The sequence below is a fragment of the Micromonospora sp. NBC_01412 genome (assembly GCF_045040215.1).
GTDB classification, from domain to species: domain Bacteria; phylum Actinomycetota; class Actinomycetes; order Mycobacteriales; family Micromonosporaceae; genus Micromonospora; species Micromonospora rubida.
Genome location: NZ_CP109528.1, coordinates 5,593,066 through 5,618,719 on the forward strand (window position 1 = coordinate 5,593,066; position 25,654 = coordinate 5,618,719).

General features: G+C 74.1%; 23 protein-coding genes. 16 read left to right on the forward strand and 7 right to left on the reverse strand.

Annotation, left to right across the window (positions count from 1 at the left end; translation table 11 throughout):
* The first annotated feature begins 286 nt into the window (after positions 1–286).
* The 3 genes from OG617_RS24670 (at position 287) to OG617_RS24680 (ending at position 2,347) form a co-directional block, all read left to right on the forward strand.
* The gene (locus tag OG617_RS24670) at positions 287–1,282 is read left to right on the forward strand and encodes a peptidase M23 (RefSeq protein ID WP_405095349.1); all 996 of its coding nucleotides are present in this window, start codon (positions 287–289) and stop codon (positions 1,280–1,282) included.
* Positions 1,283–1,388: 106 nt separating this feature from the next.
* Positions 1,389–1,535, forward strand: coding sequence for a hypothetical protein (locus tag OG617_RS24675; RefSeq protein WP_201754126.1), 147 nt, complete (start codon positions 1,389–1,391; stop codon positions 1,533–1,535).
* A 47-nt stretch (positions 1,536–1,582) separates the two neighbouring features.
* Entirely contained in the window at positions 1,583–2,347 is a 765-nt protein-coding gene (locus OG617_RS24680; protein WP_405095350.1) for an EcsC family protein, read from the forward strand.
* A gap of 129 nt (positions 2,348–2,476) precedes the next feature.
* On the opposite strand, the gene OG617_RS24685 is transcribed toward OG617_RS24680, so the two are convergent.
* The gene (locus OG617_RS24685; protein WP_405095351.1) at positions 2,477–3,325 is read right to left on the reverse strand and encodes a GDSL-type esterase/lipase family protein; all 849 of its coding nucleotides are present in this window, start codon (positions 3,323–3,325) and stop codon (positions 2,477–2,479) included.
* A 180-nt stretch (positions 3,326–3,505) separates the two neighbouring features.
* Here OG617_RS24685 and OG617_RS24690 point away from each other — a divergent pair, with 180 nt between their 5' ends.
* From OG617_RS24690 to OG617_RS24715, 6 genes are all read left to right on the forward strand, one after another.
* A complete protein-coding gene (locus OG617_RS24690; protein WP_405095352.1) occupies positions 3,506–3,769 on the forward strand; it encodes a DUF6343 family protein in 264 nt (87 codons plus the stop codon).
* A 12-nt stretch (positions 3,770–3,781) separates the two neighbouring features.
* Positions 3,782–5,194, forward strand: a complete 1,413-nt coding sequence (locus tag OG617_RS24695) for an NADP-dependent succinic semialdehyde dehydrogenase (protein ID WP_405095353.1) — start codon at positions 3,782–3,784, stop codon at positions 5,192–5,194.
* A gap of 38 nt (positions 5,195–5,232) precedes the next feature.
* On the forward strand, positions 5,233–6,195 hold the full coding sequence (locus tag OG617_RS24700) for a TIGR03885 family FMN-dependent LLM class oxidoreductase (protein ID WP_405095354.1): 963 nt from the start codon (positions 5,233–5,235) through the stop codon (positions 6,193–6,195).
* A 37-nt stretch (positions 6,196–6,232) separates the two neighbouring features.
* A complete protein-coding gene (locus OG617_RS24705; protein ID WP_405095355.1) occupies positions 6,233–7,804 on the forward strand; it encodes a Na+/H+ antiporter in 1,572 nt (523 codons plus the stop codon).
* Positions 7,804–8,061, forward strand: coding sequence for a UBP-type zinc finger domain-containing protein (locus OG617_RS24710; RefSeq protein WP_405095356.1), 258 nt, complete (start codon positions 7,804–7,806; stop codon positions 8,059–8,061). Before OG617_RS24705 ends, OG617_RS24710 begins: the two co-directional genes overlap by 1 nt.
* A 128-nt stretch (positions 8,062–8,189) precedes the next feature.
* Positions 8,190–9,386 carry a snapalysin family zinc-dependent metalloprotease gene (locus OG617_RS24715; RefSeq protein ID WP_405095357.1) on the forward strand — a complete coding sequence of 399 codons (1,197 nt, stop codon included), beginning with the start codon at positions 8,190–8,192 and terminating at the stop codon, positions 9,384–9,386.
* A gap of 537 nt (positions 9,387–9,923) precedes the next feature.
* Here OG617_RS24715 and OG617_RS24720 read toward each other — a convergent pair.
* Positions 9,924–12,545, reverse strand: coding sequence for a glycoside hydrolase family 9 protein (locus tag OG617_RS24720; RefSeq protein ID WP_405095358.1), 2,622 nt, complete (start codon positions 12,543–12,545; stop codon positions 9,924–9,926).
* Positions 12,546–12,766: 221 nt separating this feature from the next.
* On the opposite strand from OG617_RS24720, the gene OG617_RS24725 reads away from it, so the two are divergent.
* Positions 12,767–13,495: a PP2C family protein-serine/threonine phosphatase gene (locus OG617_RS24725; RefSeq protein ID WP_405095359.1), complete on the forward strand. Its 729-nt coding sequence runs from the start codon at positions 12,767–12,769 to the stop codon at positions 13,493–13,495.
* Positions 13,496–13,621: 126 nt separating this feature from the next.
* Here the strand turns inward: OG617_RS24725 and hrpB are convergent, their stop codons facing one another.
* The gene (gene hrpB / locus OG617_RS24730; protein ID WP_405095360.1) at positions 13,622–16,168 is read right to left on the reverse strand and encodes an ATP-dependent helicase HrpB; all 2,547 of its coding nucleotides are present in this window, start codon (positions 16,166–16,168) and stop codon (positions 13,622–13,624) included.
* 237 nt (positions 16,169–16,405) lie between these two features.
* Between hrpB and OG617_RS24735 the strand changes: the two genes are divergently transcribed.
* The 3 genes from OG617_RS24735 to OG617_RS24745 are packed head-to-tail and all read left to right on the forward strand — an operon-like array spanning position 16,406 to position 19,193.
* The gene (locus OG617_RS24735) at positions 16,406–17,032 is read left to right on the forward strand and encodes a GPP34 family phosphoprotein (RefSeq protein WP_405095361.1); all 627 of its coding nucleotides are present in this window, start codon (positions 16,406–16,408) and stop codon (positions 17,030–17,032) included.
* A 44-nt stretch (positions 17,033–17,076) separates the two neighbouring features.
* A complete protein-coding gene (locus OG617_RS24740; RefSeq protein WP_405095362.1) occupies positions 17,077–18,603 on the forward strand; it encodes an APC family permease in 1,527 nt (508 codons plus the stop codon).
* On the forward strand, positions 18,600–19,193 hold the full coding sequence (locus tag OG617_RS24745; protein WP_405095363.1) for a GNAT family N-acetyltransferase: 594 nt from the start codon (positions 18,600–18,602) through the stop codon (positions 19,191–19,193). The genes OG617_RS24740 and OG617_RS24745 overlap by 4 nt, the downstream gene beginning before the upstream one ends.
* Before the next feature lie 125 nt (positions 19,194–19,318).
* Here OG617_RS24745 and OG617_RS24750 read toward each other — a convergent pair whose 3' ends face one another.
* Positions 19,319–20,146: a SigB/SigF/SigG family RNA polymerase sigma factor gene (locus OG617_RS24750; protein ID WP_405095364.1), complete on the reverse strand. Its 828-nt coding sequence runs from the start codon at positions 20,144–20,146 to the stop codon at positions 19,319–19,321.
* Between the two features lie 469 nt (positions 20,147–20,615).
* Here OG617_RS24750 and OG617_RS24755 point away from each other — a divergent pair, with 469 nt between their 5' ends.
* Positions 20,616–21,368: a hypothetical protein gene (locus tag OG617_RS24755; protein WP_405095365.1), complete on the forward strand. Its 753-nt coding sequence runs from the start codon at positions 20,616–20,618 to the stop codon at positions 21,366–21,368.
* Here OG617_RS24755 and OG617_RS24760 read toward each other — a convergent pair.
* A complete protein-coding gene (locus tag OG617_RS24760) occupies positions 21,317–22,906 on the reverse strand; it encodes a phospholipase D family protein (protein WP_405095366.1) in 1,590 nt (529 codons plus the stop codon). The genes OG617_RS24755 and OG617_RS24760 overlap by 52 nt on opposite strands.
* Before the next feature lie 146 nt (positions 22,907–23,052).
* On the opposite strand from OG617_RS24760, the gene OG617_RS24765 reads away from it, so the two are divergent.
* Positions 23,053–23,181 carry a hypothetical protein gene (locus tag OG617_RS24765; protein ID WP_405095367.1) on the forward strand — a complete coding sequence of 43 codons (129 nt, stop codon included), beginning with the start codon at positions 23,053–23,055 and terminating at the stop codon, positions 23,179–23,181.
* Positions 23,182–23,236: 55 nt separating this feature from the next.
* On the opposite strand, the gene OG617_RS24770 is transcribed toward OG617_RS24765, so the two are convergent.
* A complete protein-coding gene (locus OG617_RS24770; protein ID WP_405095368.1) occupies positions 23,237–24,223 on the reverse strand; it encodes a pirin family protein in 987 nt (328 codons plus the stop codon).
* A 10-nt stretch (positions 24,224–24,233) separates the two neighbouring features.
* Positions 24,234–24,713 carry a MarR family winged helix-turn-helix transcriptional regulator gene (locus OG617_RS24775; RefSeq protein ID WP_405095369.1) on the reverse strand — a complete coding sequence of 160 codons (480 nt, stop codon included), beginning with the start codon at positions 24,711–24,713 and terminating at the stop codon, positions 24,234–24,236.
* 154 nt (positions 24,714–24,867) lie between these two features.
* Here OG617_RS24775 and OG617_RS24780 point away from each other — a divergent pair, with 154 nt between their 5' ends.
* Positions 24,868–25,398 carry a GNAT family N-acetyltransferase gene (locus OG617_RS24780; RefSeq protein WP_405095370.1) on the forward strand — a complete coding sequence of 177 codons (531 nt, stop codon included), beginning with the start codon at positions 24,868–24,870 and terminating at the stop codon, positions 25,396–25,398.
* The last annotated feature ends 256 nt before the right edge of the window (positions 25,399–25,654 follow it).

A 25,654-nucleotide genomic window follows, 5' to 3' on the forward strand; every position in this document is an offset into this window, starting at 1 on the left:
ACAATTAGGTGAACACACCCCGCTCCGGCGGCGTCGGTCTCGCCGGGGGCCGGACAGCCGATGCGATGTCGGCCGAACGGGGGAGGGGTCGGTCTCCCCGGTCTCCGTGGGCGTTGGCTGCCCGGCTCGGCGTGCCTCCACCGGTCCCGGAGGTTCGTCCGGTCCGCCCGGCTCGTGCCGGGGTGGCCCGCCGGCTGCCGGGGTGCCCGGCCTGACGGGTGGAAGTGTGACGATGGCCACTCAATGGCCCTGGGTCATCCGCATTTGTCCCGCCTAGTGTCGGCGGATGCGTGACGACGGCACCCTCGACGACCAGCAGAACCCGGGCGTGGCGGCTGGCCGTTCGGACGTTACCACCTCGTCCGAACGGCCAGCTACTTCCACCACCGCCACCGGCGACACCCGCCCCGGGCACCACCGGATCACTTCCCCTGGCGGTACGACTACCCGCTCCGCGCGGCTGCGTAACCTGCTCGCCCCCGGCCGTTCCGCGTCCGGTCCCGCCGCCCCGGGCGGCCCGTCGCGCCGGCCCGGGCGGACCGCGGTCGTCCTGGCCGCCGGCGTGACCTGCTGCCTCGGCCTTGCCGCCCTGGCCCAGGCCCGGCAGGAGACGGGGGCGGACACCGCCGCCCGGGCGGCGGTCGCCGGCGCCGACCTGGAACGGCGTGCCGACGCCGACGCCGACGCCGACGCCGCCTCCCGGTCGCTGGATCGGGTGTCGGCGACCCCGTCCGCGACCGTCAGCCCCTCCGCCGCGACCCTGTCCCCCACCACCACCGATCCGGACACCACCCGCGCGCCCGCCCCCCGCAAGCAGCCCGCCCGCCCGGCCGACCCCGCCCCGGTCGCCGGGCTGACCAAGGTGCAGATGGCCAACGCGAAGGTGATCGTGCGGACCGGTCGGGCGATGGGGGTGCCCCGCAGAGGACTGGTCATCGCCGTGGCGACGGCGATGCAGGAGAGCAACCTCTACAACGTGGCCAGCGGCGTGCTGCCCGAGTCGCAGGAGTACCCGCACCAGGGGGTCGGCTGGGACCACGACTCGGTCGGGCTGTTCCAGCAGCGGGCCAGCAGCGGCTGGGGCGAGGTGGGCCAGCTCATGGACCCGGCGTTCGCCACCCGGCAGTTCCTCGCCGCGCTCCAGCAGATCCCCGGCTGGCGGGACCTGCCGCTGACCGTGGCGGCCCAGGCCGTGCAGATCTCCGCGTATCCGGACCTGTACGCCCAGCACGAGTGGCGGGCGACCAAGGTGGTCGACGCCCACCTTGCCGCCGTGAAGTGATCCCCGGACGAGGGCGGGCCGGGCGCGCCCCGTGACGGCCAAAGTGGACGCGTGGCGGTTGCACCCACGGGGTACACATGGTGGAGGCAACTTACAGGAGGACGACATGTCAGCACTGGTTCAGCGGATCAGCCGGTTCCTCCGTTCCCCGCAGGGACAGAAGATCGTCGACCGGGGCCGCCGCGAGATGGCGAAGCCGGAGACGCAGCGCAAACTGAAGCAGTTGGCCTCCCGCCTGTCCACCCGGCGCTGAGCGCCGGCGCCGTCGTACCCGCACGTCACCGACCCCCGGGAGCCTCCGTGACCGACTCCGCCCCCGTCGACGGCCAGCCCAGCACCCCCGCCCCGGAGCCGGCCGCGCCGCGTCCACCGGTGGTGGCCCCAACCGTCGCCCAGGACGCCCCGGAGGCGCCGCCGGCCCGGCTCTGGGACCGGATGCGGGAGGACCCGCAGTACGCCCCGGAGCACCTCGCCCTGGAGGCGGTGCGCCGGCTCGGGCCCGAGGCGGCCCAGTGGGCGGCCCGGGCGAGGGCGGAGCGGCCGGGCGTGCCGGCCGAGGAGTTGGCCGACCAGGCGGTCCGCAAGTTCGTCACCCTGGCCCGGCTCTCCGGCGCGGTCTCGGGCGTGGCCGGGCTGCCCGGCGCGGTGATCGACGTCGGGGTGCTGGCCTGGACGCAGGCCCGGATGGTGCTGCACGTCGCGGCGGCCCACGGGGTCGATCCGACCCACCCCGAGCGGGCCACCGACCTGCTGGTGCTGCAGAAGGTGCACAAGGTCGCCGGGACCGCCCGGCTGGCGCTGGGGGTGGCCGCCGGGCGGGAGCGGGCCGGGGCGCTGTTCGGCTCCGGGGGGCAGAACGCGCTGGGCAAGACGATGATCCGGCTGGGCGTGCGGCTGGCTCAGATGGCCGGGGTGCGGGCGGCGAAGCGGGTCTTCGCCAAGGTGATCCCGGGCGCGGCCATCATCCTCGGCACCTGGGCCAACTCGTCGGCCACCAAGGATCTCGCCGAGCGCTCCCGACAGCTCTACCGCAGCACGGGCACGGCCGGCTCGGGCTCGCCGTGATCCGTGTTCCGTGATCGGTGTTCCGCGTTCCGTGACCGGTGTTCCGCGTTCCGTGATCGTCTGACGGGAACCGGCGCGACACGCCGGGCGGGGTGCCGGTGAAGGTCAGACGATCGTAGGCCCGGGGGTTCAGTCGAAGCCGGCGGCCCGCCAGGTCGCGTCCGCCAGCCGGCCCTGACCGGCGACGTTGGGGTGGAACCAGTCCAGCGCGTTCACCAGGTCGAGGGTGAAGCGCACCCGGTGCACCGCCCCGCCGTCGTACCGGCACCGTGAACCGTGTGCCCGGCAGGCCGCCTTCAACTGCGTGTTGTAGGCGTCGATCCGGTCCCGCACCCTGGCCCGGCGGGCCACGTCGTCGGGCGCGGTCGAGGTCGCGTCGGCCAGCAGCGCCGGGCAGATGCCGTGCCGCCAGGCCCGCACCGCCCGGGAGTCCGTGTGCCCGACCTCCCACAGCCGGTGGAGGTCGGGGATGCTCACCACCAGCACCCGTGCCTTCGGGCGACCCTTGCGCAGCACCCCCAGGGCCCGGTCCACCTCGCTGCGGAAGGTGGCCACCGGGGTCATCGCGTCGACGTCGTCGCGGCACACGTCGTTCGCGCCGATCAGCACCGTGACGTAGTCGGCGCGGTCGCGTACCGCAGCCTCGGCCTGCCCGGCCAGCGCCGCGGCCCGCGCGCCCGGCGTGGCGTGGTTGTACGCCTTCCCGCGCAGCTTCGGGTTCCGGTCGAGCAGCCGCTGGTAGTGGCTGTCCACCCGCAGCCCGTCCCCGGTCGACCAGGAGTTGCGCTCGCACGAGCTGAGCATCAGGCAGGAGCCGAAACCGGCGGTGATCGAGTCGCCGAGCGCGGCCATCGCGGCCGGCGTGCCGGGCGCGGGCGACCCGCCCGTCGGCCGGGGCTGGGCGCTGCCCCCGTCCTCGCAGGCGAGCGCGACCAGGGCCGCCAGGCAGGCGACGGCGGCGACCCAGCGTCGAGGCATGATTCCCCAGTCCCGCGGTGGAGTGCGACAGCGCGGTAACCCTATGCGGGACACCGGGTTGGGGGGTGGCCTCCTGTCGGCTTTCCGGCAGTCTGTCCCGTCCTCGCTCAGCGAGTGGTAAAGGGCGTGGCGGGGCGGCCGGGTCGGTTAACCGCGCCCATCGGGGGGTAGCCCGAAGGGATGACGAGATCGCAGCCCCGACGTGCCCGCGGCACGGTGGGCCACGCGTACAGCGCGCTCAACCTCCGCCTCGCGCTTGCCGGCTTCGGGCTGGTGACCATGGCGGTCTTCGCCGGGCTGGCGTTCTGGGCCGGCGTGGTGTGGCTGGGCGTGGTCTGCGCGGTCTTCGCCGCCGTCGCCGTGGTCGACCTTTTCGTCATCCAGCGCCGTCGGGCCGCGCGCCGCCGGGAGCAGCCGGGCGCGCGGCACTCGCTGTTCGAGTGACAGGAGTACGAGATGCGCATCGCCACCACCAACCCCGCCACCGGCGAGGTGCTCAAGTCGTACGAGCCGATGTCGACCGAGCAGCTCGACGCGGCGATCGAGCGGGCCGACCTGGCCTTTCGGGACCTGCACCGGACCACCGTCGCGCAGCGGGGGCGGTGGCTGGGCGCCGCCGCCGACCTGCTCGACGCCGAGCGCGACGACACCGCCCGGCTGATGACCACCGAGATGGGCAAGACGTACGCCGCCGCGCAGGCCGAGGTGACCAAGTGCGCGTCGGCCTGTCGGTTCTACGCCGCGCACGCCGAGCGGATGCTCGCCGACGAGCCGGCCGACGCCCGCGCCGTCAACGCCACCCGCGCGTTCGTCCGGTACCAGCCGATCGGGCCGGTGCTGGCGGTGATGCCATGGAACTTTCCGCTCTGGCAGGTCATGCGGTTCGCCGCCCCGGCGCTGATGGCCGGCAACACCGGCCTGCTCAAGCACGCCTCCAACGTGCCGCAGACCGCCCTGTACCTGGAGGACCTGTTCCGCCGGGCCGGCTTCGCGGAGGGCGCGTTCACCACCCTGCTGGTCGGCTCGGACGCGGTGGACCGGATCCTCAGCGACCCGAGGGTGCGGGCCGCCACCCTCACCGGCAGCGAGCGCGCCGGCCGGTCGATCGCCCAGATCGCCGGCCGGGAGCTGAAGAAGACCGTGCTGGAACTGGGCGGCAGCGACCCCTTCGTGGTGATGCCCTCGGCAGACCTCGACCGGGCCGCCGAGGTCGCCACCACCGCCCGCTGCCAGAACAACGGCCAGTCCTGCATCGCCGCGAAGCGGTTCATCGTGCACACCGACGTCTTCGACGCGTTCGCCGAGAGGTTCGCTGCGAACATGGCCGCGCTGCGGGTCGGCGACCCGATGGACGCCGGCACCGACGTCGGGCCGCTGGCCAGCTCCGGCGGCCGGGACGAGGTCCACGCCCAGGTGCGGGACGCCGTGGACCACGGCGCCACGGTGCTGTGCGGCGGCGAGAAGCCGGCCGGGGACGGCTGGTTCTACCCGCCGACCGTGGTCACCGACCTGACCCCGCAGATGCGGATGTGGACCGAGGAGGTGTTCGGGCCGGTCGCCGGGCTGTACCGGGTCTCCTCGTACGCCGAGGCCATCGAGGTGGCCAACGGCACCGCGTTCGGCCTCGGCTCCAACGCCTGGACCACCGACCCCGACGAGCAGGAGCGCTTCGCCACCGACCTGGACGCCGGGAGCGTCTTCGTCAACGGGATGACCACCTCGTTCCCGGAGCTGCCCTTCGGCGGGGTGAAGAACTCCGGGTACGGCCGGGAGCTGTCCGCGCTGGGCATGCGCGAGTTCTGCAACACCAAGACCGTCTGGGTGGGCCGGGGCGAGGCCTCGGCCGGTGCCGGGGCGCACGCCGAGTAGCGATTGGCCGGACACCGTCATGGGTAGGAGGTGCGTCCATGACGGTGTTCGGCTTCCACGCGTCCCACGAGCAGATCCACCCGGCCAAGCTGCTGGAGGCGGTGATCCACGCCGAGCGGGCGGGCTTCGACGCCGCCATGTCCTCGGACCACTTCTCCCCGTGGAGCGCCCGGCAGGGCCAGTCCGGGTTCGCCTGGTCCTGGCTCGGCGCCGCCCTCCAGGCCACGAACCTGCCCTTCGGCGTGGTCAACGCGCCCGGCCAGCGGTACCACCCGGCGATCATCGCGCAGGCGATCGGCACCCTCGGGGCGATGTACCCGGGGCGGTTCTGGGCGGCCCTGGGCACCGGCGAGGCCAGCAACGAACACATCACGGGGGACACCTGGCCGCGCAAGGACATCCGTACCGCCCGGCTGCGCGAGTGCGTCGACGTGATCCGGGCGCTGCTGGCCGGCGAGGAGGTCAGCCACGACGGCCTGGTGACGGTCGACCGGGCGAGGCTCTGGACCCGGCCCGAGCAGCCGCCCGCGCTGATCGGCGCGGCCGTCAGCGTGGCCACCGCCCGCTGGTGCGCCGAGTGGGCCGACGGCCTGATCACCGTCAACGCCCCCACCGATCACCTACGACAGATGATCGACGCCTACCGGGACGCGGGCGGCCGGGGGCCGCTGCACCTCCAGGTGCACGTGAGCTGGGCGCCCGACCAGGCCGAGGCCGAGGCCCTCGCGTACGACCAGTGGCGCAGCAACGTGTTCGCCCCGCCGATCTGCTGGGACCTGGACACGGCCGAGCACTTCGACGTGGTCTCCGCCGACGTGCCGATGGCGAAGGTCACCTCGGCGGTCAACGTCTCCGCCGACCCGGGCCGGCACGTCGGCTGGCTGGAGGAGTACCTGGAGCTGGGCTTCGACCAGATCGCCCTGCACCACGTCGGGCAGGAGCAGCGGGCCTTCATCGACACCTTCGGCGCCGAGGTGCTGCCGAAACTGCGAGCGGCGTGATCCGTCCGGCCGGGGTCGCGGCCTAGGCTCGTACCCCATGGAGTCACTGTTCGAGGTCGTCGTCTTCCTCGCGATCGCGACGCTCGGCGCGGCGCTGGCCCGCAAGCTCGGCCTGCTGGCGCCGATCGTGCTGGTGGTCGTCGGCCTCGTGCTCTCCTTCGTGCCCGGCTTCCCCCAGGTCCGGCTCGACCCGGACCTGGTGCTGGTGGGCATCCTGCCGCCGCTGCTGTACGTGGCGGCCCTGGAGACGTCGGTGCCGGCGTTCCGGCTCAACCTGCGGTCGATCCTGCTGCTCGCCGTCGGGCTGGTGATCTTCACGGCGTTCGCCGTCGGCCTCGTCGTGCACCTGCTGCTGCCGGCGGTGCCGTTCGCGGTCTGCCTGGCCCTCGGCGCGGTGGTGGCCCCGCCGGACGCGGTGGCCGCCACCGCGATCGCCCGGCGGATCGGGCTGCCCCGCCGGGTGGTGACCATCCTCGAGGGCGAGAGCCTGATCAACGACGCCACCGCGCTGGTGCTGCTGCGGGTGGCCACGATGGCGACGATCGGCACCTCGGTCGGGGTCGGCGACGTGGCCTGGGAGGTGGTGGCCGCCACCGGCGGCGGCATCCTGGTCGGGCTGGCCGGCGTGGTGGTCTTCGGGTTCCTGCACAAGCGGATCAGCGACGCCGTGCTGGACAACGCGCTGTCGCTGATCGTGCCGTTCGCGGTGGTCTTCGCCGCCGAGGCGATCCACGCCTCCGGGGTGGTCGCGGTGGTGGTGACCGGGCTCGGCATCGGGCATCGGATGCCGCTGCTGATGTCGGCGGCCTCCCGCCTTCAGATCGGCGCGTTCTGGCGGCTGACCCGGTTCCTGTTGGAGGGGCTGGTCTTCCTGCTCGTCGGCCTGCAACTGCGCGAGGTGGTGCGGGACCTCGACGAGCCGCTCGGCTTCCTCACCGCGATCACTGCGGCGGTGCTGGTCACCGTCATCGCGACCCGGTTCGTCTGGATCTTCCCGGCCACGTACCTGGCCCGGCTGGTGCCCCGGGTCCGGCAGCGCGAGACGGGGCCGTCGGCGAAGTTCCCGATCGTCATCGGCTGGGCCGGGATGCGCGGCGTGGTGACCCTGGCCGCCGCGCTGGCCCTGCCGCTCACCCTCGCGCAGGACCGCCCCTACCCCCGGGAGCTGTTCATCTGGCTGGCCTTCGCCGTGATCGTGGTGACGCTGGTCGCCCAGGGCGCCACCCTGCCGGCGGTGGCCCGCCGGCTCAGGCTGCCGCCGGACGACCCGATGCAGGACGCGCTCTCCGCGGCCGGCGTCCAGCAGCAGGCCAGCCGGGCCGCCCGGGAGCGGCTCGACGCGCTGGCGGACAGCGCGCCGAAGGCGGTCGTGGACCGGCTGCGCCGAGGGCTGGAGGATCGCACCAACCTGGCCTGGGAGCGGCTGGGCGGCGCCGATCGGGAAACCCCGTCCCAGGCGTACGGTCGGCTGCGGCAGGAGATGATCGACGCGGAGCGGGAGGTGTTCCGGGCCGCCCGCGACGCCGGCCGGATTCCCGAGGATGCGCTGGTGCGGGCCTACCGTGACCTGGACCTGGAGGAGTCGTTGCTGCGACAGGAGACCGAGTGATGAGCTGCCAGCATCTCACCGAGGCGGGTGCCGCCGAGCCGCTGACCCCGGCGGAGTGCCCCGACTGCGTTGCCGTCGGCAACGACGACTGGGTGCACCTGCGGGCCTGCCTGGCCTGCGGGCAGGTCGGCTGCTGCGACTCCTCGCCGTACCAGCACGCGACGAAGCACTTCGAGGCGACCGGGCACCCCGTGATGCGCTCGATCCAGCCGGGCGAGGCGTGGCGCTGGTGCTTCGTCGACGAGGAGCTCGGCTGACGGCTCAGCCGCGTTCCCGACGTGGTTCGTATGACGCAACCGCTATGCGCCGGATCGACCGAGGCCGATCTATTGTCGACGCACATCGATGGAAGGCGGCAGCGCCGCCGTGATCCAGAGGAGTGCGCGTGATCCGACGACACCTGCTGCGCACGGTGGGAGCCGTGGCCGCGGTGGTCCTGTCCGCAGCCGGCATGCTGGCCGCCACCGGCACCAGCGCGTCCGCCGTCCGCACCGTCTACTACGACGCCAGCCGAACCGGCGAGTTCCGCACCAACTTCGACCAGGCCGCCCAGATCTGGAACAGCAAGGTCAGCACCGTCCGGCTGCTGCCCGCCACCCCGGGCAACATCACCATCTACGTCGACAACGGCTGGCCCCGGGCGCAGACGACCTCGCTCGGCAACGGCCGGGTGTGGATGGGCTGGGAGGCGGTGAACCAGGGGTACAACCGGACCCGGATCGCCACCCACGAGATCGGCCACATCCTCGGCCTGCCGGACAAGCGCACCGGGCTCTGCACCGACCTGATGTCGGGCAGCAGCGCGCCGGTCTCCTGCACCAACGCCAACCCCAGCACCGTCGAGGCGTCCCGGGTCAACTCGCTGTTCGCCGGCAGCCTCGCCACCGAGTCGACCACCGAGAAGACGTACGTCTGGAGCGGCGAGGAGGCCGACGGGGACATCACGCCGAACATCGTCGGCGGCGTCACCGCCTCGGAGAACTACTCCTTCCTGGTGTACAGCTCCGGCTGCACCGCCTCGCTGATCAAGGCCAACTGGGTGGTCACCGCGAAGCACTGCCCGACGCCGGCCTCGGTGCGGGTGGGCAGCACCAACCGCACCAGCGGCGGCACCGTCGCCTCGGTGAGCCGGGCGGTCAGCCACCCGTCGATCGACGTCAAGCTGTTCCAGCTCGCCAGCTCGGTCAGCCACGCGCCGGCCACGATCCCGACCACCTCGGGAGCGGTCGGCACCGCCACCCGGATCATCGGCTGGGGCCAGACCTGCCCGACGTCCGGCTGCGGCTCCGCGCCGACCGTGGCCCGGGAACTGGACACCTCGATCGTGGCCGACAGCCGGTGCAGCGGCATCAACGCCACGTACGAGATCTGCACCAACAACACCGGCGGCGTCGCCGGCGCCTGCTACGGCGACTCCGGCGGCCCCCAGGTCCGCAAGGTCAGCGGCGTGTGGAACCTGATCGGCGCGACCAGCCGGGCCGGCAACAACAACCCCACCTGCGCCACCGGCCCGTCCATCTACGGTGACCTGCCGTCGATCCGCTCCTGGATCAACACCCAGGTCGGCGGCCTCCCCGCCTGATCCTGGCGCGTCAAGCACCCGGCACCACCGCGTTACCCGGCATCACCGCGTCACCCCGCACCACCGGGGCGCCCGCTCCTCCCGCGACGCGAGGGGAGCGGGCGCCCCGGCCGCTGGATGCCCTCGCCGCGTACCAGCGTGCCGGCCGTGCCTGGGTGGCCGGCACCCCGACTTCACCCGCCGTCGCATCGGCGCTGCGCTGCTGGACCACATCAGCGTCTGGGCCGCCGGCCTGGTTCGCCATGCGCCGCCCGACGGGGTGACTCGCTCCGGGCCACTGTGGAGCTGAATCGTTTGCGACATCGGCTCCACGTGCGGCTGACCGCCGCCGGGCCGAGGCGCCGGCCGGCTTCGTGGACCGGAGCCATACCCGGCGGGCGGAGCGAGAGCGTCCATGTGCCGCGAGCGGCCCACCGACGCCCACTGGCCCACGCGGGAACGCGGGCGATCCGTGCAAAAACACGGAATTAGTGGCCTCCAAGCGCGGGGAGGCCACTAATTCCAGGAAATTGCGCGAGCTTGCCGTCTGGTGGAGGGCTAGGAGAGGGTGCAGGGGGAGTCGTTGATTGTGATCAGGGCGGGGGCGGGGTTGGGGCCGCCGGCGGTGGTCGCGTTGAAGCCGAAGGTGGCGCTGCCGCCCGGGGCGATCCGGGCGTTGTACGACTCGTTCCTCGCGGTCACCGTGGCCCCGGACTGGGTCACCTTCGCCATCCACGCCTCCCGCACCCGCTGGTCGCCGGTGAACGCGAACCGGGCGGTCCAGCCGTTCACCGCGGCGGGGCCCGTGTTGCGGATGGTCACCTGGGCGGTGAACCCGGTCCCGCCCTGCCAGGTGCCGTAGTTGGTGTACGTCACGGCGCAGGTCGGTGCCGGTACGGCCGTCGCGTCGTCCTGGTCGGCGAGGAACGAGGCCAGCCAGGCCAGCGCCGAGTTCCAGTTGATCGCCACCTCGTTCGTCGAGTACGAGTTGATGTCGTCGACGTAGCAGAACTGCGGCTCACAGCCGGCCAGCAGGTTCGCCGAGAACGGGTCCTGGAGGGCGGCGTTCGCGCCACCGGCCAGCGAGCCGGCGGGCGGGTTCGGCAGGGCCGGGTCGAACTGGTGACCGTACATGCGGCTGTGCTGGTTCCGCGCGGCGTGCTCGCCCCAGCCCGTCACGTACGAGATGTTGAGCGCGTTGCGGCCGAACAGGTAGTCCGCCGCCTGCACCGCCCCGTCCCGGTACTTCGCGTCCCAGGTCAGGTCGAAGGCGGTGCCCAGCACGGCCGCGTTGTTGGCGATGTTGCCGTTGGCGCCCCAGAAGTAGCTGGCGGCGTCGCCGGGCATCGGCAGCCCGTACGCCTGGCCGCGCAGGATCTCCAGGTAGCGGTCGGCGGCGGCGGTCACCGAGGCGCGTACCCGGCTCCGGTCGGCGGTGGGCAGGCCGCTGGGCACGGTGGCCAGGTCGAGCCGGCCCAGCGCGGCGACGCCCTGCCAGCCGAAGCCCTGGTCGCCGAAGACCGGGCCGGTGTGGTGCTTGGAGGCGGTCACGTCGGTCAGGTACGCCGGCTGGCCGGTGGTCAGGTACAGCTCCGCCGCGGCCCAGTAGAACTCGTCGCTGACGTCGGTGTCGTCGTACGCGCCGCCGCCGGTGGCGTCGGCCGGGCTGGCGTAGACCGCCGGGTGGGCCTTGGCCGCCGCGTACGCGGTCCTCGCGGCGGTGCCGCAGCGGGTGGCGAACGCTGTGTCGTACGGGGCGAACAGCCGGGCGCACTGGGCGGCGACGGCGGCCAGGTTGAGGGTGGCGGCCGTGGACGGCGGGTGCAGCTCGCGCGGCTGCGGGTCGGCGGCCGGGTCGAGCGGCAGGCCGGTCCAGTTCCTGTCGTGGATCTTGTGGTGGGCCATCCCGGCCAGCGGCTTGCCGGCCGGCACCTGCATGCGCAGCAGGAACTCCAACTCCCAGCGGGCCTCGTCGAGGACGTCCGGCACGCCGTTGCCGCGCTCGGGCACCCGCAGCGAGCCGTCGGCCAGGCCCGCGCCGCCGTCGGCGGTGGCCGCCGTCTTGGTCCGCTCGAAGGCGTTCAGCAGCTGGTACGTGGCGATGCCGCCGTTGACCACGTACTTGCCGTGGTCGCCCGCGTCGTACCAGCCGCCACGCACGTCGAGGGAGTAGTCGCAGACCCCCGGCTGGCAGGGCACGCTGGTGTCGCCCTGGTTGGGGGCGACGCCGAGGTGGCCGGCGGGGCGGGCGTACTCGTCGCCGACCAGGGCGCCGTCGATGGCGATGCCGCTGCGCTGGATGTAGAAGAACTGGAGGGCGTCGGCGCGCAGCTTGTCGTAGAGCGTCCCGGAGATGTCGAACGGGTGACTGGTCTCGCCGTCGGCGACCAGGGTGTAGCCGGTGCCCGGGGTGCGGTACGCGGAGAAGTCGACGGTCTGCACGTTCTGCCCGGACGCCTCGTCGACCCCGCGCGGGGTGCTCCGCCCGCCGGCCACCACCGTGCCGGCGGCGGAGCGGAGCTGCCAGTCGAGGGGCTCGGTGGCCTCGGTGACCACGGTGGCGTTCTTGGGGCCGCCGGGCAGGTAGCCGACCTGGTTCACCCGCACCCGGGGGCCGGTGTCCGGCTCGTACGGCTCGGGTGGCTCGCCGCCGCGCAGCGAGACGTTGTCCAGGCAGATCGTCTGCTCGGCGGCGGCACCGCCGACCTGGAAGATGAGCTGCGCGCCGGGGTTGTCCTCGCCGGCGGTGAAGGTCTTGGCGAAGTGCTGGCTGCCGCTGGTGGCGGCGGCGTCCACACTGGCGTACTGCGTGTAGGGGGCGGCCCCGAGCTGGAGGACGGCCTTGACGTTTGCCCCGGGGGTGGCGGAGAGGTCGAAGGCCAGCTCGTATTCGGCGCCGGCTTTCAGCGGCACGGCGTCCTGGCCCATGCCGGCGTCCCAGGGGTTGGCCAGCCCGCCGGGGACGGTGGCGCAGAGCCGGCCGTCGGTGACGCCGAGCGGGCCGGTGCCGTAGGAGAACCAGGGGGCGACGCCCGCGCCGAAGTCGCCGTTCTTCAGCTGCTCGGGGGCGTCCGGTGGGACCTCGGCGTGGGCCATGCCGGCGGTGGTGCCGGTGAGGGCCAGGGTGGTCGCCGCGGCGAGCGCCGCGAGGCGGCGTCGGCGGCGTCGGGATGGCGTCACGGGGGTTCCTTCCGGGGGACGGGTAGCAACCAATCTTGGGAGCGCTCCCAATGCTGCTCCGATGTTTCCAGCGGGTGTCCGCCGTGTCAATCGAGGAAGCTGGATTGACTGGACCGGGTTCACCGTCGGCCCGGCCCGCCCACGTGAGATTCGCCGCGCCACGCGACGTCGTCGCGATCTCCTAGAGACAACTGCGCCCTCCAACTGGCAGGCTGCGTCCCATGACCCTGAAGCTGCGTTCCGTGGGGGCGAGTGACCGCGGGCTGATCCGCAGCGGCAACCAGGACGCCCTGCACTCCGGGACCTGGCTCGTCGCCGTCGCAGACGGCATGGGCGGGATGGCCGCCGGCGACCTGGCCAGCCAGATCGCGATCGACGCGGTCGGGCCGCTGGACCTGGCGACCCCCGAGGACGCCCTGGTCGCCGCCCTGCAGAACGGGATCGAGCTGGCGACCGCGGGGATCCGCGAGGCGGTGCGGGAGGACCCGGAGCGGCAGGGCATGGGCACCACCCTGACCGCCCTGCTCTTCGCCCGGACCGGAAGCTGCCTCGCCCTCGCCCACGTCGGCGATTCCCGCGCCTACCTCTTCCGGGAGGGGGTGCTCAAGCAGATCACCCGGGACGACACCTTCGTGCAGATGCTCGTCGACCAGGGCGTGATCACCGCCGACCAGGCCGCGAGCCACCCCCGCCGGGCCGTGGTCACCCAGGCGCTGCAGGGCGAGGAGGTCTCCCCGTCGTACGCGACGATGGTGCCCCGGGCCGGCGACCGGTGGCTGCTGTGCAGCGACGGCCTGTCCAACGTGGTCCGCCCGGACACCCTCGCCGAGGTGCTCGGCGCCCACCCGGACCGGGACGAGTGCGCCCGGCGGCTGATCGACCTGGCGCTGCGCGCCGGTGGCCCCGACAACGTCACCGTCGTCGTCGCCGACGTGGTCGCCGAGGACTGACCAGGCCCCTGCACGCCGCCCGGTCAGGCCCGGTCAGGCCCGGTCAGGTCAGGTCCGGCCCCGCGTGGCCGGTGGGGTGCGGCCGGTCAGCGGCGGCCTGGCGGCGGTGCGGGTGAGTGCGGCGGGTCAGCGGCGGCGTGGGGCGGCCCGGCGGGTGGGTTCGGCCGTGGTCGGGTCCTCCGGCCAGGGGTGCCGGGGGTAGCGCCCGCGCAGCTCGGCGCGGACCTGCGGGTAGCCGGTGCGCCAGAACGAGGCCAGGTCGGCGGTGACCGCCACCGGGCGGCCGGCGGGGGAGAGCAGGTGCAGCAGCACCGGCACCCGCCCGCCGGCGATCCGGGGCGCCTCGGCCCAGCCGAAGGTCTCCTGGAGCTTCACCGCCAGGACCGGGGCGGCCGGGTCGGCGTAGTCCACCCGGACGCGGGAGCCGCTGGGCACGCTGAGCCGCTCCGGGGCCAGCTCGTCGAGGCGGGCGGCCTGCTGCCAGGGCAGCAGCTGGCGTAGCGCGGCGGTGACGTCGACCCGGGCCAGGTCGGCCCGGCGTCGGGCGGCGGCCAGCTCCGGGCCGAGCCAGGTGTCCACCCCGGCGAGCAGCGCCTCGTCGCCCACGTCCGGCCAGTCCGGGCCGAGGGCGTGTCGGCAGAACGCCATCCGCTCGCGCAGCGCCCGCGCGGCCGGGGTCCAGGTCAGCAGCGTCAGGCCGCCGCGGCGCAGCCCGTCGCGCAGCGCCGCGGCCACCAGCGCCGGCTCCGGCCGGACCAGTGCCCGGGCGACCAGCTCGATCGCGCCGAGCCGGACGACCTCCCGGGCCACCACGTCGCCGCCGGACCAGGTCACCTCCCGCGCGGAACGTAGCAGCGGGCCGCCGGCCTCACGGGCGGTCGCCTCGTCCAGGCCGGTGGCCAGCCGGATCCGGGCGGTAGGCGCCCCGGGGGAGCGGTCGGCCACTGCGATGGCCAGCCACGCCGCGCCGGTCAGCCCTGAGCCTGGCGTCAGCTCCGCCTCGGTTCCGCCCGCCATCAGGTACGCCGACCCGCCGGCCCGGCGCACCCGGGCCAGCCGCTCCGGGTACGCCAACCCGACCAGCAGGCCGGCGGCGAGATCGTCGGGCAGCCGGCCCTCCCCGCGTTCCCGGCCGGCGTGCTCCGTGGGCCGGCGGCCGTCCGCCCCGGCGGGCAGGGCGGCGCGGAGCCTGCGTACCTCGGTGCGCCAGCGGGCCGTGGCACCCGGGTCGGCGCCCGCGCGCAGCCGGCGCCACCCGGCGGTCAGGTCGTCGCCCGGCCCGGCGGCGGTGTCCTCGGCGAGCAGCGCCACCACCTCGGCGGCCCGGTCGGCGCCGACCGCCGGCGCTCCGTCCAGCAGGGCCCGGGCCAGCCGGGGATGCGCCCCCGCGCCGGCGATCGCCCGCCCCCGGGAGGTGATCCGGCCGGCCGCGTCCAGCGCGCCGAGGGTGGTCAGGGTCTCCCGGGCGACCGTCATCGCGGCGGCCGGCGGCGGGTCGGGCAGGGCCAGCCCGCTGCCGTCCGGCTCGCCCCAGGCGGCCAGCTCCAGGGCGAACCCGGTGAGGTCGGCGGTGGCGATCTCCGGCTCCGGCTGCGCGGCGAGCCGGGCATGGGTGGCCTCCGACCAGCACCGGTACACGTGCCCGGGGGCCTCCCGGCCGGCCCGGCCGGCCCGCTGGGTGGCGGCGGCCCGGGACACCTGCACCGTGACCAGCGCGCCCAGCCCTCGGGCCAGGTCCATCCGGGGCACCCGGGCGAGCCCGGCGTCGACCACCACCCGGACCCCGGGCACGGTGAGGCTGCTCTCCGCCACGGCGGTGGCCAGCACCACCCGCCGCCGGTCGGCGGGGCGCAGCGCGGCGTCCTGCTCCGCCCCGCGCAGCCGGCCGTGCAGCGGCAGCAGGGCGACGGAGCCCCGCAGGTCGGCCAGCCGGCGGGTCACGGCCGCGATCTCGCCCACCCCGGGCAGGAAGACCAGCACGTCCCCGTCCCGCTCGGCCAGGGCCCGGCGTACGGTGGCCGCGACGTGGTCCAGCAGCGCCGGGTCGACGCGGCCGGCCCCGGAAGGGGTGACCGGGCGGGGCGGCGGGGTCCAGACCCGGGTCACCGGGTGCAGGGCCGAGGCGGCCCGGATCACCGGGGCCGGCGTGCCGTCGGCGCCGAGCAGCGCGGCGAACCGGCCCGCGTCCGGGGTGGCCGACATGGCGGCCAGCCACAGGTCGGGGCGCAGCGTCGCCCGCGCCTGGACGGTGAACGCCAGCGCCAGGTCGGCGTCGAGCTGCCGCTCATGGCACTCGTCCAGCAGCACCGCGTCGACCCCGGGCAGCTCCGGGTCGTGGTGCAGCCGGCGCACGAGCAGCCCGGTGGTGACCACCTCGACCCGGATGGCGGGACCGACCCGGCGCTCGCCGCGCACCGCGTACCCGATCCGGTCGCCGACCCGCTCGCCGAGCAGGGTGGCCATCCGGTGCGCCGCCGCGCGGGCGGCCACCCGGCGGGGCTGGGCGATCACCACCCGGCCGGCGACCGCCCCGGCCACGGCCAGCGGGGCGAGGGTGGTCTTCCCGGTGCCCGGGGGCGCCACGAGGACCGCGCCGCCGGCCGTGCGCAGCGCGTCGAGCAGCGCCGGCAGCACGGGCCGGATCGGCAGGTCGAGGGACACGTCGGCGAGCACGTCTCCTACTGTCGCACCGGCGGCGCGGGCGTCAGCAGGCGCGTACCGTGTCGAGGCCACAGGTTGCCCCTGGACATGTCGGGCCGCGGTCACCCTCCGAGTCCGTCGCGACAAGATCCGCAGGTCGCATGCGCACGGAGTGCAACTGTCGGAACTGGGAGTTGCGTTGCAAACAGAGGGCGTGCATCCTTTCACCCGGCGTCGATCAGTTGTGGACAATCCGTTCGGGAGGCTCGTTTGCTCACCGCCGACGAGTTCTATCTGATCGCCCACAACGACAGCCGGGGCCGGGCGAAGCTGCACGCCAGCGCGGCGGGCATCTGCCTGGCGGCCGGTCTCCTCGGCGAGCTGGTCCTGTTCGGCCGGATCACGGTCAGCGCCGGCAACGTGACGGTGGTGGACCGCCGCCCACCGCCCGACGCCCTGGCGCACACCGTGCTGGACCAGCTGATCGGCGAGTCCCAGCACCAGTTGGTCCGCACCTGGCTGAGCTTCCTCGGGCAGTCCGCGGTGACGTCGGTGGCGGAGCGGCTGGCCCGGGCCGGGGTGCTGCACCGACAGGAGAGCCGCCGGCTGCTGCGCGCCAGCATCAGCTACGTACCGATCGACCTGAACGCGGTGGCCTGGCCGGCCACCCGGCTGCGCGCCCTGCTGGACCGGCCGGAGCGGCCGGCCGTGCCGGACGCGCTGTTGTTCGGCCTGGTCGCCGCCGCCGGGCTCACCCGCGAGGTGCTGTGGAGCGCCAGCCCTCAGGCCCAGCATCGGCTCGGCGTCCTCATCCCGGCGTTGCCCCCGCCGCTGAAGGAGCTCGTCGCGCACGCCGAGGCCGCCGTGGGCGCGGCGGTGCTGCGCGGCACGCCCTGACCGGCCGGGCCCCCACCCCTCCCCTGGAACCGGAGCACCCCCCAATGCCCCCCACATCGACCGTCCAACGACCGAGCAACGTGTCCGACGCGCTGGCCCGCGGCCGGCTCGGCGTGCCGTCGGTGATCTTCTTCGTGCTGTCCGCGGCCGCACCGCTGACCGTGGTGGCCGGCGTGGTCACCACCGGGTACGCCGTCACCGGCGTCATCGGCCTGCCGCTGGCCTTCCTCGTGGTCGGCGCGGTGCTCGCCCTGTTCTCCGTCGGGTACGTGGCGATGGCCCGCCGGGTGGAGAACGCCGGTGCGTTCTACGCGTACGTCACCCGGGGGCTGGGCCGGCCGGCCGGCGTCAGTGCGGCCTGGGTCGCCATGATGGCGTACAACGCGCTCCAGGTCGGGCTGTACGGCGCGATCGGGGCGGCGGCCTCCCCGGTGCTGCAACGGCTCTTCGGCGTCGACCCGGCCTGGTGGGTGGTGGCGCTGGCCGCCTGGGCCATGGTCGCCGTGCTCGGCCTGCTCCGGGTCGACGTCAACGGCCGGGTGCTCGCGGTGCTGCTGGTCGCCGAGCTCGTGGTGATCCTCGTGTTCGACCTGGGGCAGCTCGGCAACCCGGCCGGCGGCTCGGTCAGCTTCACCGCCCTCTCCCCGGACAGCCTGCTCGTCCCGGGCGCGGGCGCGCTGCTGGTGATCGCCGCGACCGGCTTCGTCGGCTTCGAGTCCGCGGTGGTGTTCAGCGAGGAGAGCAGGGACCCGAAGCGCACCGTCCCGCTGGCCACCTACCTGTCGGTGGCCATCATCGCCGGGATCTACGCCCTGTCGTCGTGGACGATGACCGTGGCCACCGGCCCGGACCAGGTCTCCGCCCAGGCCGGCGAGCAGAGCGTCGAGCTGATCTTCAACCTGGCCGGGGCGCACCTCGGCGACACCGCCGTCGCCATCGGCCAGGCGCTGTTCATGACCTCCGTGCTGGCCGCGATGATCTCGTTCCACAACACCACCGCCCGGTACATCTTCGCGCTCGGGCGGGAGCGGGTGCTGCCGGCGGTGTTCGGGCGGACCTCGCCGCGCACCGGTTCGCCCCGGTTCGCCTCGATCGCGCAGAGCGCCTTCGGCCTGCTGGTGATCCTGCTGTACGCGGCCAACGGCTGGGACCCGGTGCTCCAGCTCTTCTACTACACCGGCATCGGCGGCGGCTTCGGCGTGCTGCTGCTGATCGTCACCACCTCCATCGCGGTGATGGCGTACTTCGCCCGCACCGGGGTCGAGGAGAGCCTGTGGCGGCGGTTGGTCGCCCCCGGGCTGGCCGCCGTGGCGCTGGTCGCCATCATCATCGTGGCGCTGGACAACTTTGCCATCCTGCTCGGCGTGGCGCCCGACTCCCCGCTGCGCTGGGCCATTCCGGCGGCGTACCCGGTGGTGGTGTTGGCCGGCCTGCACTGGTCGCTGGTGCTGCGCGGCAGACGGCCGGACGCCTACGCCCGGATCGGAATGGGTGCGGAGAGCGCGGCCATGCTGGTCACGCCGGGTCCCGCCAGCGAGCAGGCCCCGGTGGGGACGGAGGGCCGGCGGTGAGCGACGTGCGCGTCGAGCGCCTCGGCGCGGCCGAGACCCGGCTGGTGGCCGAGCGGATCGCCCGGGCGTTCCTGGTGCTCCCGGCGACCCACTGGCTGGTGCCGGACGACTCCGAGCGGGAGGCCGTGCTGGCCGACAACTTCGAGATCCTGGTCGGGCACGCGATGGCGCACGGCCACGTGTACGCCACCGCGGACCGGGCGGCGGTGGCCGTGTGGTTCCCGCAGGTCGGCGACGAGGTCCCGCCGCCGGCGGACTACGACACCCGGCTGGCCGCCGCCTGCGGGGAGTGGGTCGAGCGGTTCCGGCACCTCGACGTGCTGTTCGCCGCCAGCCACCCGCACGCCGGCCACCACCACCTGGCGTTCCTCGCCGTCGCGCCGGACCGGCAGGGGCAGGGGCTCGGCTCCGCGCTGCTGCGGCACCACCACGCCAGGCTGGACGCCGACGGGGTGCCCGGCTACCTGGAGGCGAGCAGCGAGATCGGCCGGGACCTGTACGCCCGGCACGGCTACCGGGCGCGGGAGATCTTCCGGCTGCCGGACGGCACCCCGTTCTACCCGATGTGGCGGGAGCCGGCGGGGGCCTGACTCGGCGCGGGGAGGGCCCGGGACGGGAAGCGGCACACGGCGAAGAGGCCCGGTCGGCGATGCGCCGACCGGGCCTGTCAGGCGTACAGGTGGTCGGCCCGTCGACCGGACCACCGGCGGTGCCCCTAGTACGTGCCGTCGAGCTGCCCGCGCAGCTTGGTCAGCGCCCGGGCCAGCAGCCGGGACACGTGCATCTGCGAGACACCGATCTGGTCGGCGATCTGCGACTGGGTCAGGTTGCCGTAGAAGCGCAGGGTGAGGATCTTCTGCTCGCGCTCGTCCAGGGTGGCGAGCGCCGGGCCCAGGGCCACGCGCAGCTCAGCCAGCTCGAACTCGTTGTCCTCGCCGCCGAGCATGTCGCCCAGCTCGGTGGCCCGGTCGCCGTCGCCGGTCGGGGTGGACAGCGACACCGCGTTGTACGCGCGGGCGCCCTCCAGGCCCTCCAGGACCTCTTCCTCGGTGACCTTGAGGTGGGCGGCGATGTCGGCGACCGTCGGGGAGCGGCCCAGCGTCTGCAGCAGGGAGCTGTTGGCGTCGGAGATGGCCAGCCGCAGCTCCTGGAGGCGACGCGGCACCCGGATGTCCCAGGTGCGGTCGCGGAAGTGGCGCTTGAGCTCGCCGATGATGGTGGGGATGGCGTAGCCGGCGAAGTCGACGCCGCGGGACGGGTCGAACTTGTCGATGGCCTTGATCAGGCCGATGGCGGCCGTCTGCGCCAGGTCGTCGGTGGGCTCCCCCCGGCCGCTGTAGCGGTGGGCGAGGTGGTTGGCGAGCGGCAGCCAGGCTTCGATCGCCCGGTCCCGCAGTGCGGGGCGCGACGGGTGGTTGGCCGGCAGCGCTGCCATCGCGTTGAGGATGTCGGCCGCGCTGTCGGTGAGCGCTCGCGGGTCCAGCTTCTTGGTGGCGACGGCCGGCGCTGGCTTCGTCTGCTCGCTGATCGTTGGCGCGGTCATGTGGTGGTCCTCCCTGCACCTCGTCCGCGGATAAAGGCGTGACGCTGTGGTTTAGATTCAGATCGTCCGTTCGGGACTCACCTTAACCTGATCGGCTCCCCGAAATCTAGCCGAAAGTACGATGTACTTAAGGTATTTCTTGGAACAAACCCCATGAAAGGTGCGTAGAGACCGGAAGATGTGATCGCGATTACTGGTTCGCTGGCCGATCGGCCAATCCGGCGCGGGCCGGACGGTCCATCGCGGTTGGCCGGCCAGTTGGCCGCCACCGCCCCTGCGGCGAGGTTTGGCGGCAGGTCGGGGCTGGTATGTGGCCGTCCCGACGGCCACGGTGCCCGATCGGCCGATGATCGAGGGGCGGCGTCAAGATGAAAGCCGACAGACGGGCCGGCCTGTCGGCTTTCCGTCCTTGTCCCGCCCGCGGGGCCGCCCGTAGCGTCGCGGGAAAATCCCCTGGCCCGGAGGCAGCGTGCTCGACCCCGCCGATCCGCACCTCGTCGTGCACAGCCGGATGATCTATCTGAGCTGGCTGCCGGCGGACCCGGACGCGATCGCCGCCCTACTGCCTGCGGGCCTGCGCGCCGGGGAGGACCGCCGGGTCTTCATGAACCAGTACGTGGTCGACGACGAGACCCAGACCTCCGGGTTCGGCGCGTACTCGCTGACCTATCTCGGCGTGTCGCTCGCCGGCCTCGACGCCCCGGGCCGCCCCCTGCAGGGCGGCTGGTGGACGCACTACCTGTGCTCCAGCCCTCGGGTACGCGGTTACGCCGCCGCGCGCGGCGCCCCGGTCGCCGCCGGCCGCACCTGGCTGGAGCAGCGGGGCGACACGCTGGTGGCGCAGACCGAGGTCGAGGGGGTGCCCCTGATCCGCACCCGGGCCCGGGTCGGCGACACCGGGCACGTCATCCGCAGCGGCCACCACCGCTACCTCACGGGCCGGGACGACGCCCTGGTCAGCGGCGTCTACCCGTACCTGGCCGAGCCGGTGGCCCCGTTCGAGGTCGAGTCGGTGGACTTCTTCGACCCGGACCACCCGGTCTACCCGCTGCGCCCGGCCAACCCGCTGGTCATCGCCGGCGGCTTCTACTCACCGCGCGCGTCGTTCGCGTACCCCGGCGGGGAGAGCGTGCTCGCCCGCAGCCCGGCGGCGGCGGTCGGCCGGGCCGGTCACCAGGTGCCGGCCAGCCGGGCCCTCAGCGGCCTGCCGTCCGGGTCGTAGACCAGCCGGTACGCGGGCAGCGCCCACGCCCGGGTGTACCAGGGCAGCCGCTCCGGCCGGTGCGGGCGCAGCCGGCCCGGCGGCCGGGGCCCGACCCGGCCCGAGTCGTGCCAGCGTTGCAGCGCGTCGGCCGACGCGGTGATCGTCTCGATCGCCGACGCCGGGTCCAGCAGGCCGTTGTCCGCGCTGCCGTCCGGGTCCCGGTCCAGGTGCTCGCGCCACAGCCGCAGTCGCAGCTCCCGGGCGAACAGCCGGGCCCCGTCGCCGAGGCCGCCCGGGTCCAGGGGGGCCCGTTCGTCCCGGGTGTCGTCGAGCACCGCGCAGGACAGCTCGCTGTCGTGGGTCCACGAGCGGCGGTTGAAGTTGTCGCTGCCCACGCTGGCCCACGCGTCGTCGATCACGCACACCTTGGCGTGCACGTACACCGGGTCGCCCGCGTGGTTCTCCACGTCGAAGACGTGCACCCGGTCCGGGGCGGCCCTGCCGCACAGCGACAGCGCCTGCTCCCGGCCGACCATGTTCGGCGGCAGCGCGAACCGGCCGTCCACGTCGGGGTGCCGCGGGACGACGGCCACCAGGTGCAGGTCGGGGTTGTCGCGCAGCGCCCGGGCGAACAGGTCGGCCACCTCGGTCGACCAGAGGTACTGGTCCTCCAGGTAGATCAGCCGGCGGGCCCGGCGTACGGCCTTGGTGTAGCCGCGCGCCACCGTGCGCTCGCCGTCGGGGGCGAAGGAGTAGCGCGGGCGCACCGCCGGGTAGGTGCGCAGCACCTGGATGCGGTGCGGGCCGCACGGCGGGGGGTCGGCCGGCTGCTCGGGCAGCGGATCCGGGCGCAGGTCCGAGCCGCGCAGCCGGTCCCGCAGGTACGCCAGCGGGTTCTCCGAGTCCAGCGGCATCGGGTCGGTCCACCGCTCCCGGAAGACCGTGTCCAGCGCGCCGACCACCGGCCCGCGCAGGGCGAGCTGCACGTCGTGCCAGGGCGGGGTGTCGCCGTACCGGGGGGACATCCCGATCGCCTGCGGGTCGCCGTGGTGCTCGGCGTCGTCCCGGCGGCTGTGGCACAGGTCGATCCCGCCGGCGAAGGCGACGTCCCGCTCGGGGGCGGCGGGACGGCGCAGCACCACCAGCTTCTGGTGGTGCGATCCGCCGCGGCGGACCCGCTGGTCGAGCAGCACCTCGCCGCCGGCCGCGCAGATCGTCTCGCTGAGGCTGCGGTTCTCCGCCTCGCTGAACGACAGCGAGTCGAGGTGCGAGCGCCAGAGCAGGCCCTTGACCACCACGCCGCGCTGGGCGGCGCGGCTGAAGAGCTGGGCCACGGTCGGCCCGTCCGGGCGCATCAGCTCGTCAGGGTCGCCGCGCCAGTCGGTGAAGAAGAGGTGGTCGCCCTCCCGAAGCGCCTCCACCTCGCTGACCAGCCGGTCGAAGTACGCCGCGCCGTGAATCAGCGGCTCGGCGAGGTTTCCGGTCGTCCAGACGGGTAACTCGGAGGCTGGGTTGGCGCGTTCCTGCGCGGTGAGGAACCAGTCCCGCATCGGCACGTTTCCAGCCTCCCGAGGTCGACAACGTCCTCACGGTAGGGCCCCCGCGCCGGGCCCGCACGCCGGCCGGCACCCCCGGTGACCTGGCCGACGTTTCCCGCGCGACGCCCGACGACCCTGACGCGAAACACCGAGGAGGCCACACGATGCCCGCCGAGACGACCGACGCCGTGACCGAGGACCGCGAACAGCCGGTGGAGAGTGAGCGCGGGGCCCTGGTGGCCGTGTTGGTGATGGTGCTGCTGGGGGTGGTGGGGATCTTCGCGGTCTCCTGAGCCCGCCGGCGGGCGCCACCGGGGGGCACCCGGTGACGCCCGTCACGCCCGGTGGTCAGGGGCGGTCGCCCTGGCCTCCGGTGTGCGGCAGCCGCTCGGCCGGGACCACCCCGAGCCGGCCGGCCTGGAAGTCCTCGAACGCCTGGATCAGCTCGTCCCGGGTGTTCATCACGAACGGGCCGTAGTGCGCCACGGGCTCCCGGATCGGCTGCCCGCCCATCACGTAGAGCTCCAGGGCGGGGGTGTTCGAGTCCTGCTTCGCGTCGGCGGTGACCCGCAGCGCGTCGCCCGGACCGTGGGTGGCGAGCTGGCCGGTGTGGAACGGCCGGCGGTCGGCGCCCACCGTGCCGCGCCCGGCGAGCACGTAGACCAGCGCGTTGAAGTCCGGCTGCCAGGGCAGGCTCAGCTCGGCGCCGGGCTGCACCGTGACGTGGGCGATGCTGATCGGGGTGTGGGTCGAGCCCGGCCCCCGGTGCCCGGCCACCTCGCCCGCGATGACCCGGATCAGCGCGCCGCCGTCCGGCGTGGTGAGCAGCACCGACTCCCGGCCCCGGATGTCCTGGTATCGCGGCGGCATCATCTTCGCCACCTTCGGCAGGTTCACCCAGAGCTGGAGGCCGTGGAAGAGGCCGCCGCTGGCCACCAGGTGCTCCGGCGGCGCCTCGATGTGCAGCAGGCCGCTGCCGGCCGTCATCCACTGGGTGTCGCCGTCGGTGATGGTGCCGCCGCCGCCCTGCGAGTCCTGGTGGTCCATGATCCCGTCGATCATGTAGGTCACCGTCTCGAAGCCGCGGTGCGGATGCCACGAGGTGCCCTTCGGCTCGCCCGGCGCGTAGTCCACCTCGCCCATCTGGTCGAGGTGGAGGAACGGGTCCAGCTCGTGCATCGGCACCCCGGCGAAGGCCCGGCGGACGGGGAAGCCCTCGCCCTCGTGTCCGCTGGGGGCGGTGGTCAGCCGGCGGACCGGCCGGTAGGTGGCGGTCTCGTCGAGCCGGGGCAGGCGGGGCAGGACGAGGACGTCGTCGACGGTGATGGCGGGCATCTCGAACTCCTTATTCGCTGAGGGTGGACGAGGCGTCGCGGTCGGCGCGCAGGCGCCGGCCGAGGCGGTCGAAGACCCGGTTCAGGCAGGCGATCTCGGCGTCGTCGAGGTCGTCCATCAGGTGGGTGCGGGCGGAGCGCAGGTGGTGCGGCACGGCCTCGCGCAGCGCCAGCAGCCCGGTGGCGGTGAGCACCGCCTCGCTGCCGCGCCGGTCCGCGGGGCAGGCCTCCCTGGCCACCAGGCCGCGCTTCTGCATCGAGGAGATCTGGTACGTCAGCCGGCTGGGTGAGAAGACCAGCCGGCCGGCCAGCTCGCCCATCCGCAGCCGCTGCCCCGGCGCCTCGGAGAGCAGCACGAGCACGTGGTAGTCGGCGAAGCTCAGCTCGCTGTCGGCCCGCAGGTCGTCCTCGAGCTGGGTGAACAGCCGCTGGCTCGCCTCGATGTAGGCACGCCAGCAGGCCATCCGCTCGTCGTCCAGGCTCTCCGTCATGCCGAAACAGTAGCACTCTTTCAAAATTTAACAACTACCTCTGCGCTGCGTCCGGGGTCACAGTAGGCGGATGAGGATGGGAAGCTTCGGATTTGAAGGGAAGCAGCCGGGAATGCCTCCGCATGGCCGGGTCGGCGGCGTGCCAGACTGCCCCGTGGAACACGTCGTACTCGCCGCCCCCGGCCTTCTGCTGCGCCCCTGGCGGGTGGCAGACGCCCCCGACGTGCTGGCCGCCCTGGGTGACCCGGAGGTGGCCACGTGGAACCCGCAGGGCGACATGGACGAGGCGCGGGCGCGCGACTGGGTGCGCCGGCGGGCGGACTGGTCGAGCGGCGAACACGTGTCCCTCGCGGTGGCCGACCCGGGCGACGCCGAGCTGCTCGGGTCGGTGTCGATGCACCGGATCGGCGGCGGGAACGCCAGCGTCGGCTACTGGACGGTCCCCGCCGCCCGGGGACGGGGCGTCGCCACGGGCGCGGTCCGGCGGCTCACCACGTGGGGTTTCGCGGCGCTGGGCCTGCACCGCATCGAGCTCTGCCACGCCGTGGCGAACGTGGCGTCCTGCCGGGTGGCCGACCGGGCGGGCTACCTCGCCGAGGGCACGCTGCGCCAGTCGTACCGCTACGGCGACGGCCGCCGCCACGACGAACACCTGCACGCGCGCCTCGCCACCGATCCGGGCTAGAGCCTGTGTCGAAGTCGGCCTGCCTCGGCTCGGCTCGGCGCTGTCGGCTCGGCGTGGGTGAGGGCGGGGTGGGATCCCCCGGGGGCCGGCCCGCTCCGGGCGTTCAGGTTTGCTCCCTGCGCGGGCGGGCCCCTGGCGTGGTCTGGGTCCGTACAAGCGCACACGAGCGCACACGATCACGCTGGATCGCGGAACAAGGTCGTGCTCGATCAGGGAAAGTGTGGCCTCGTTGCGGGTAGGAGGCCACACTTTCCGG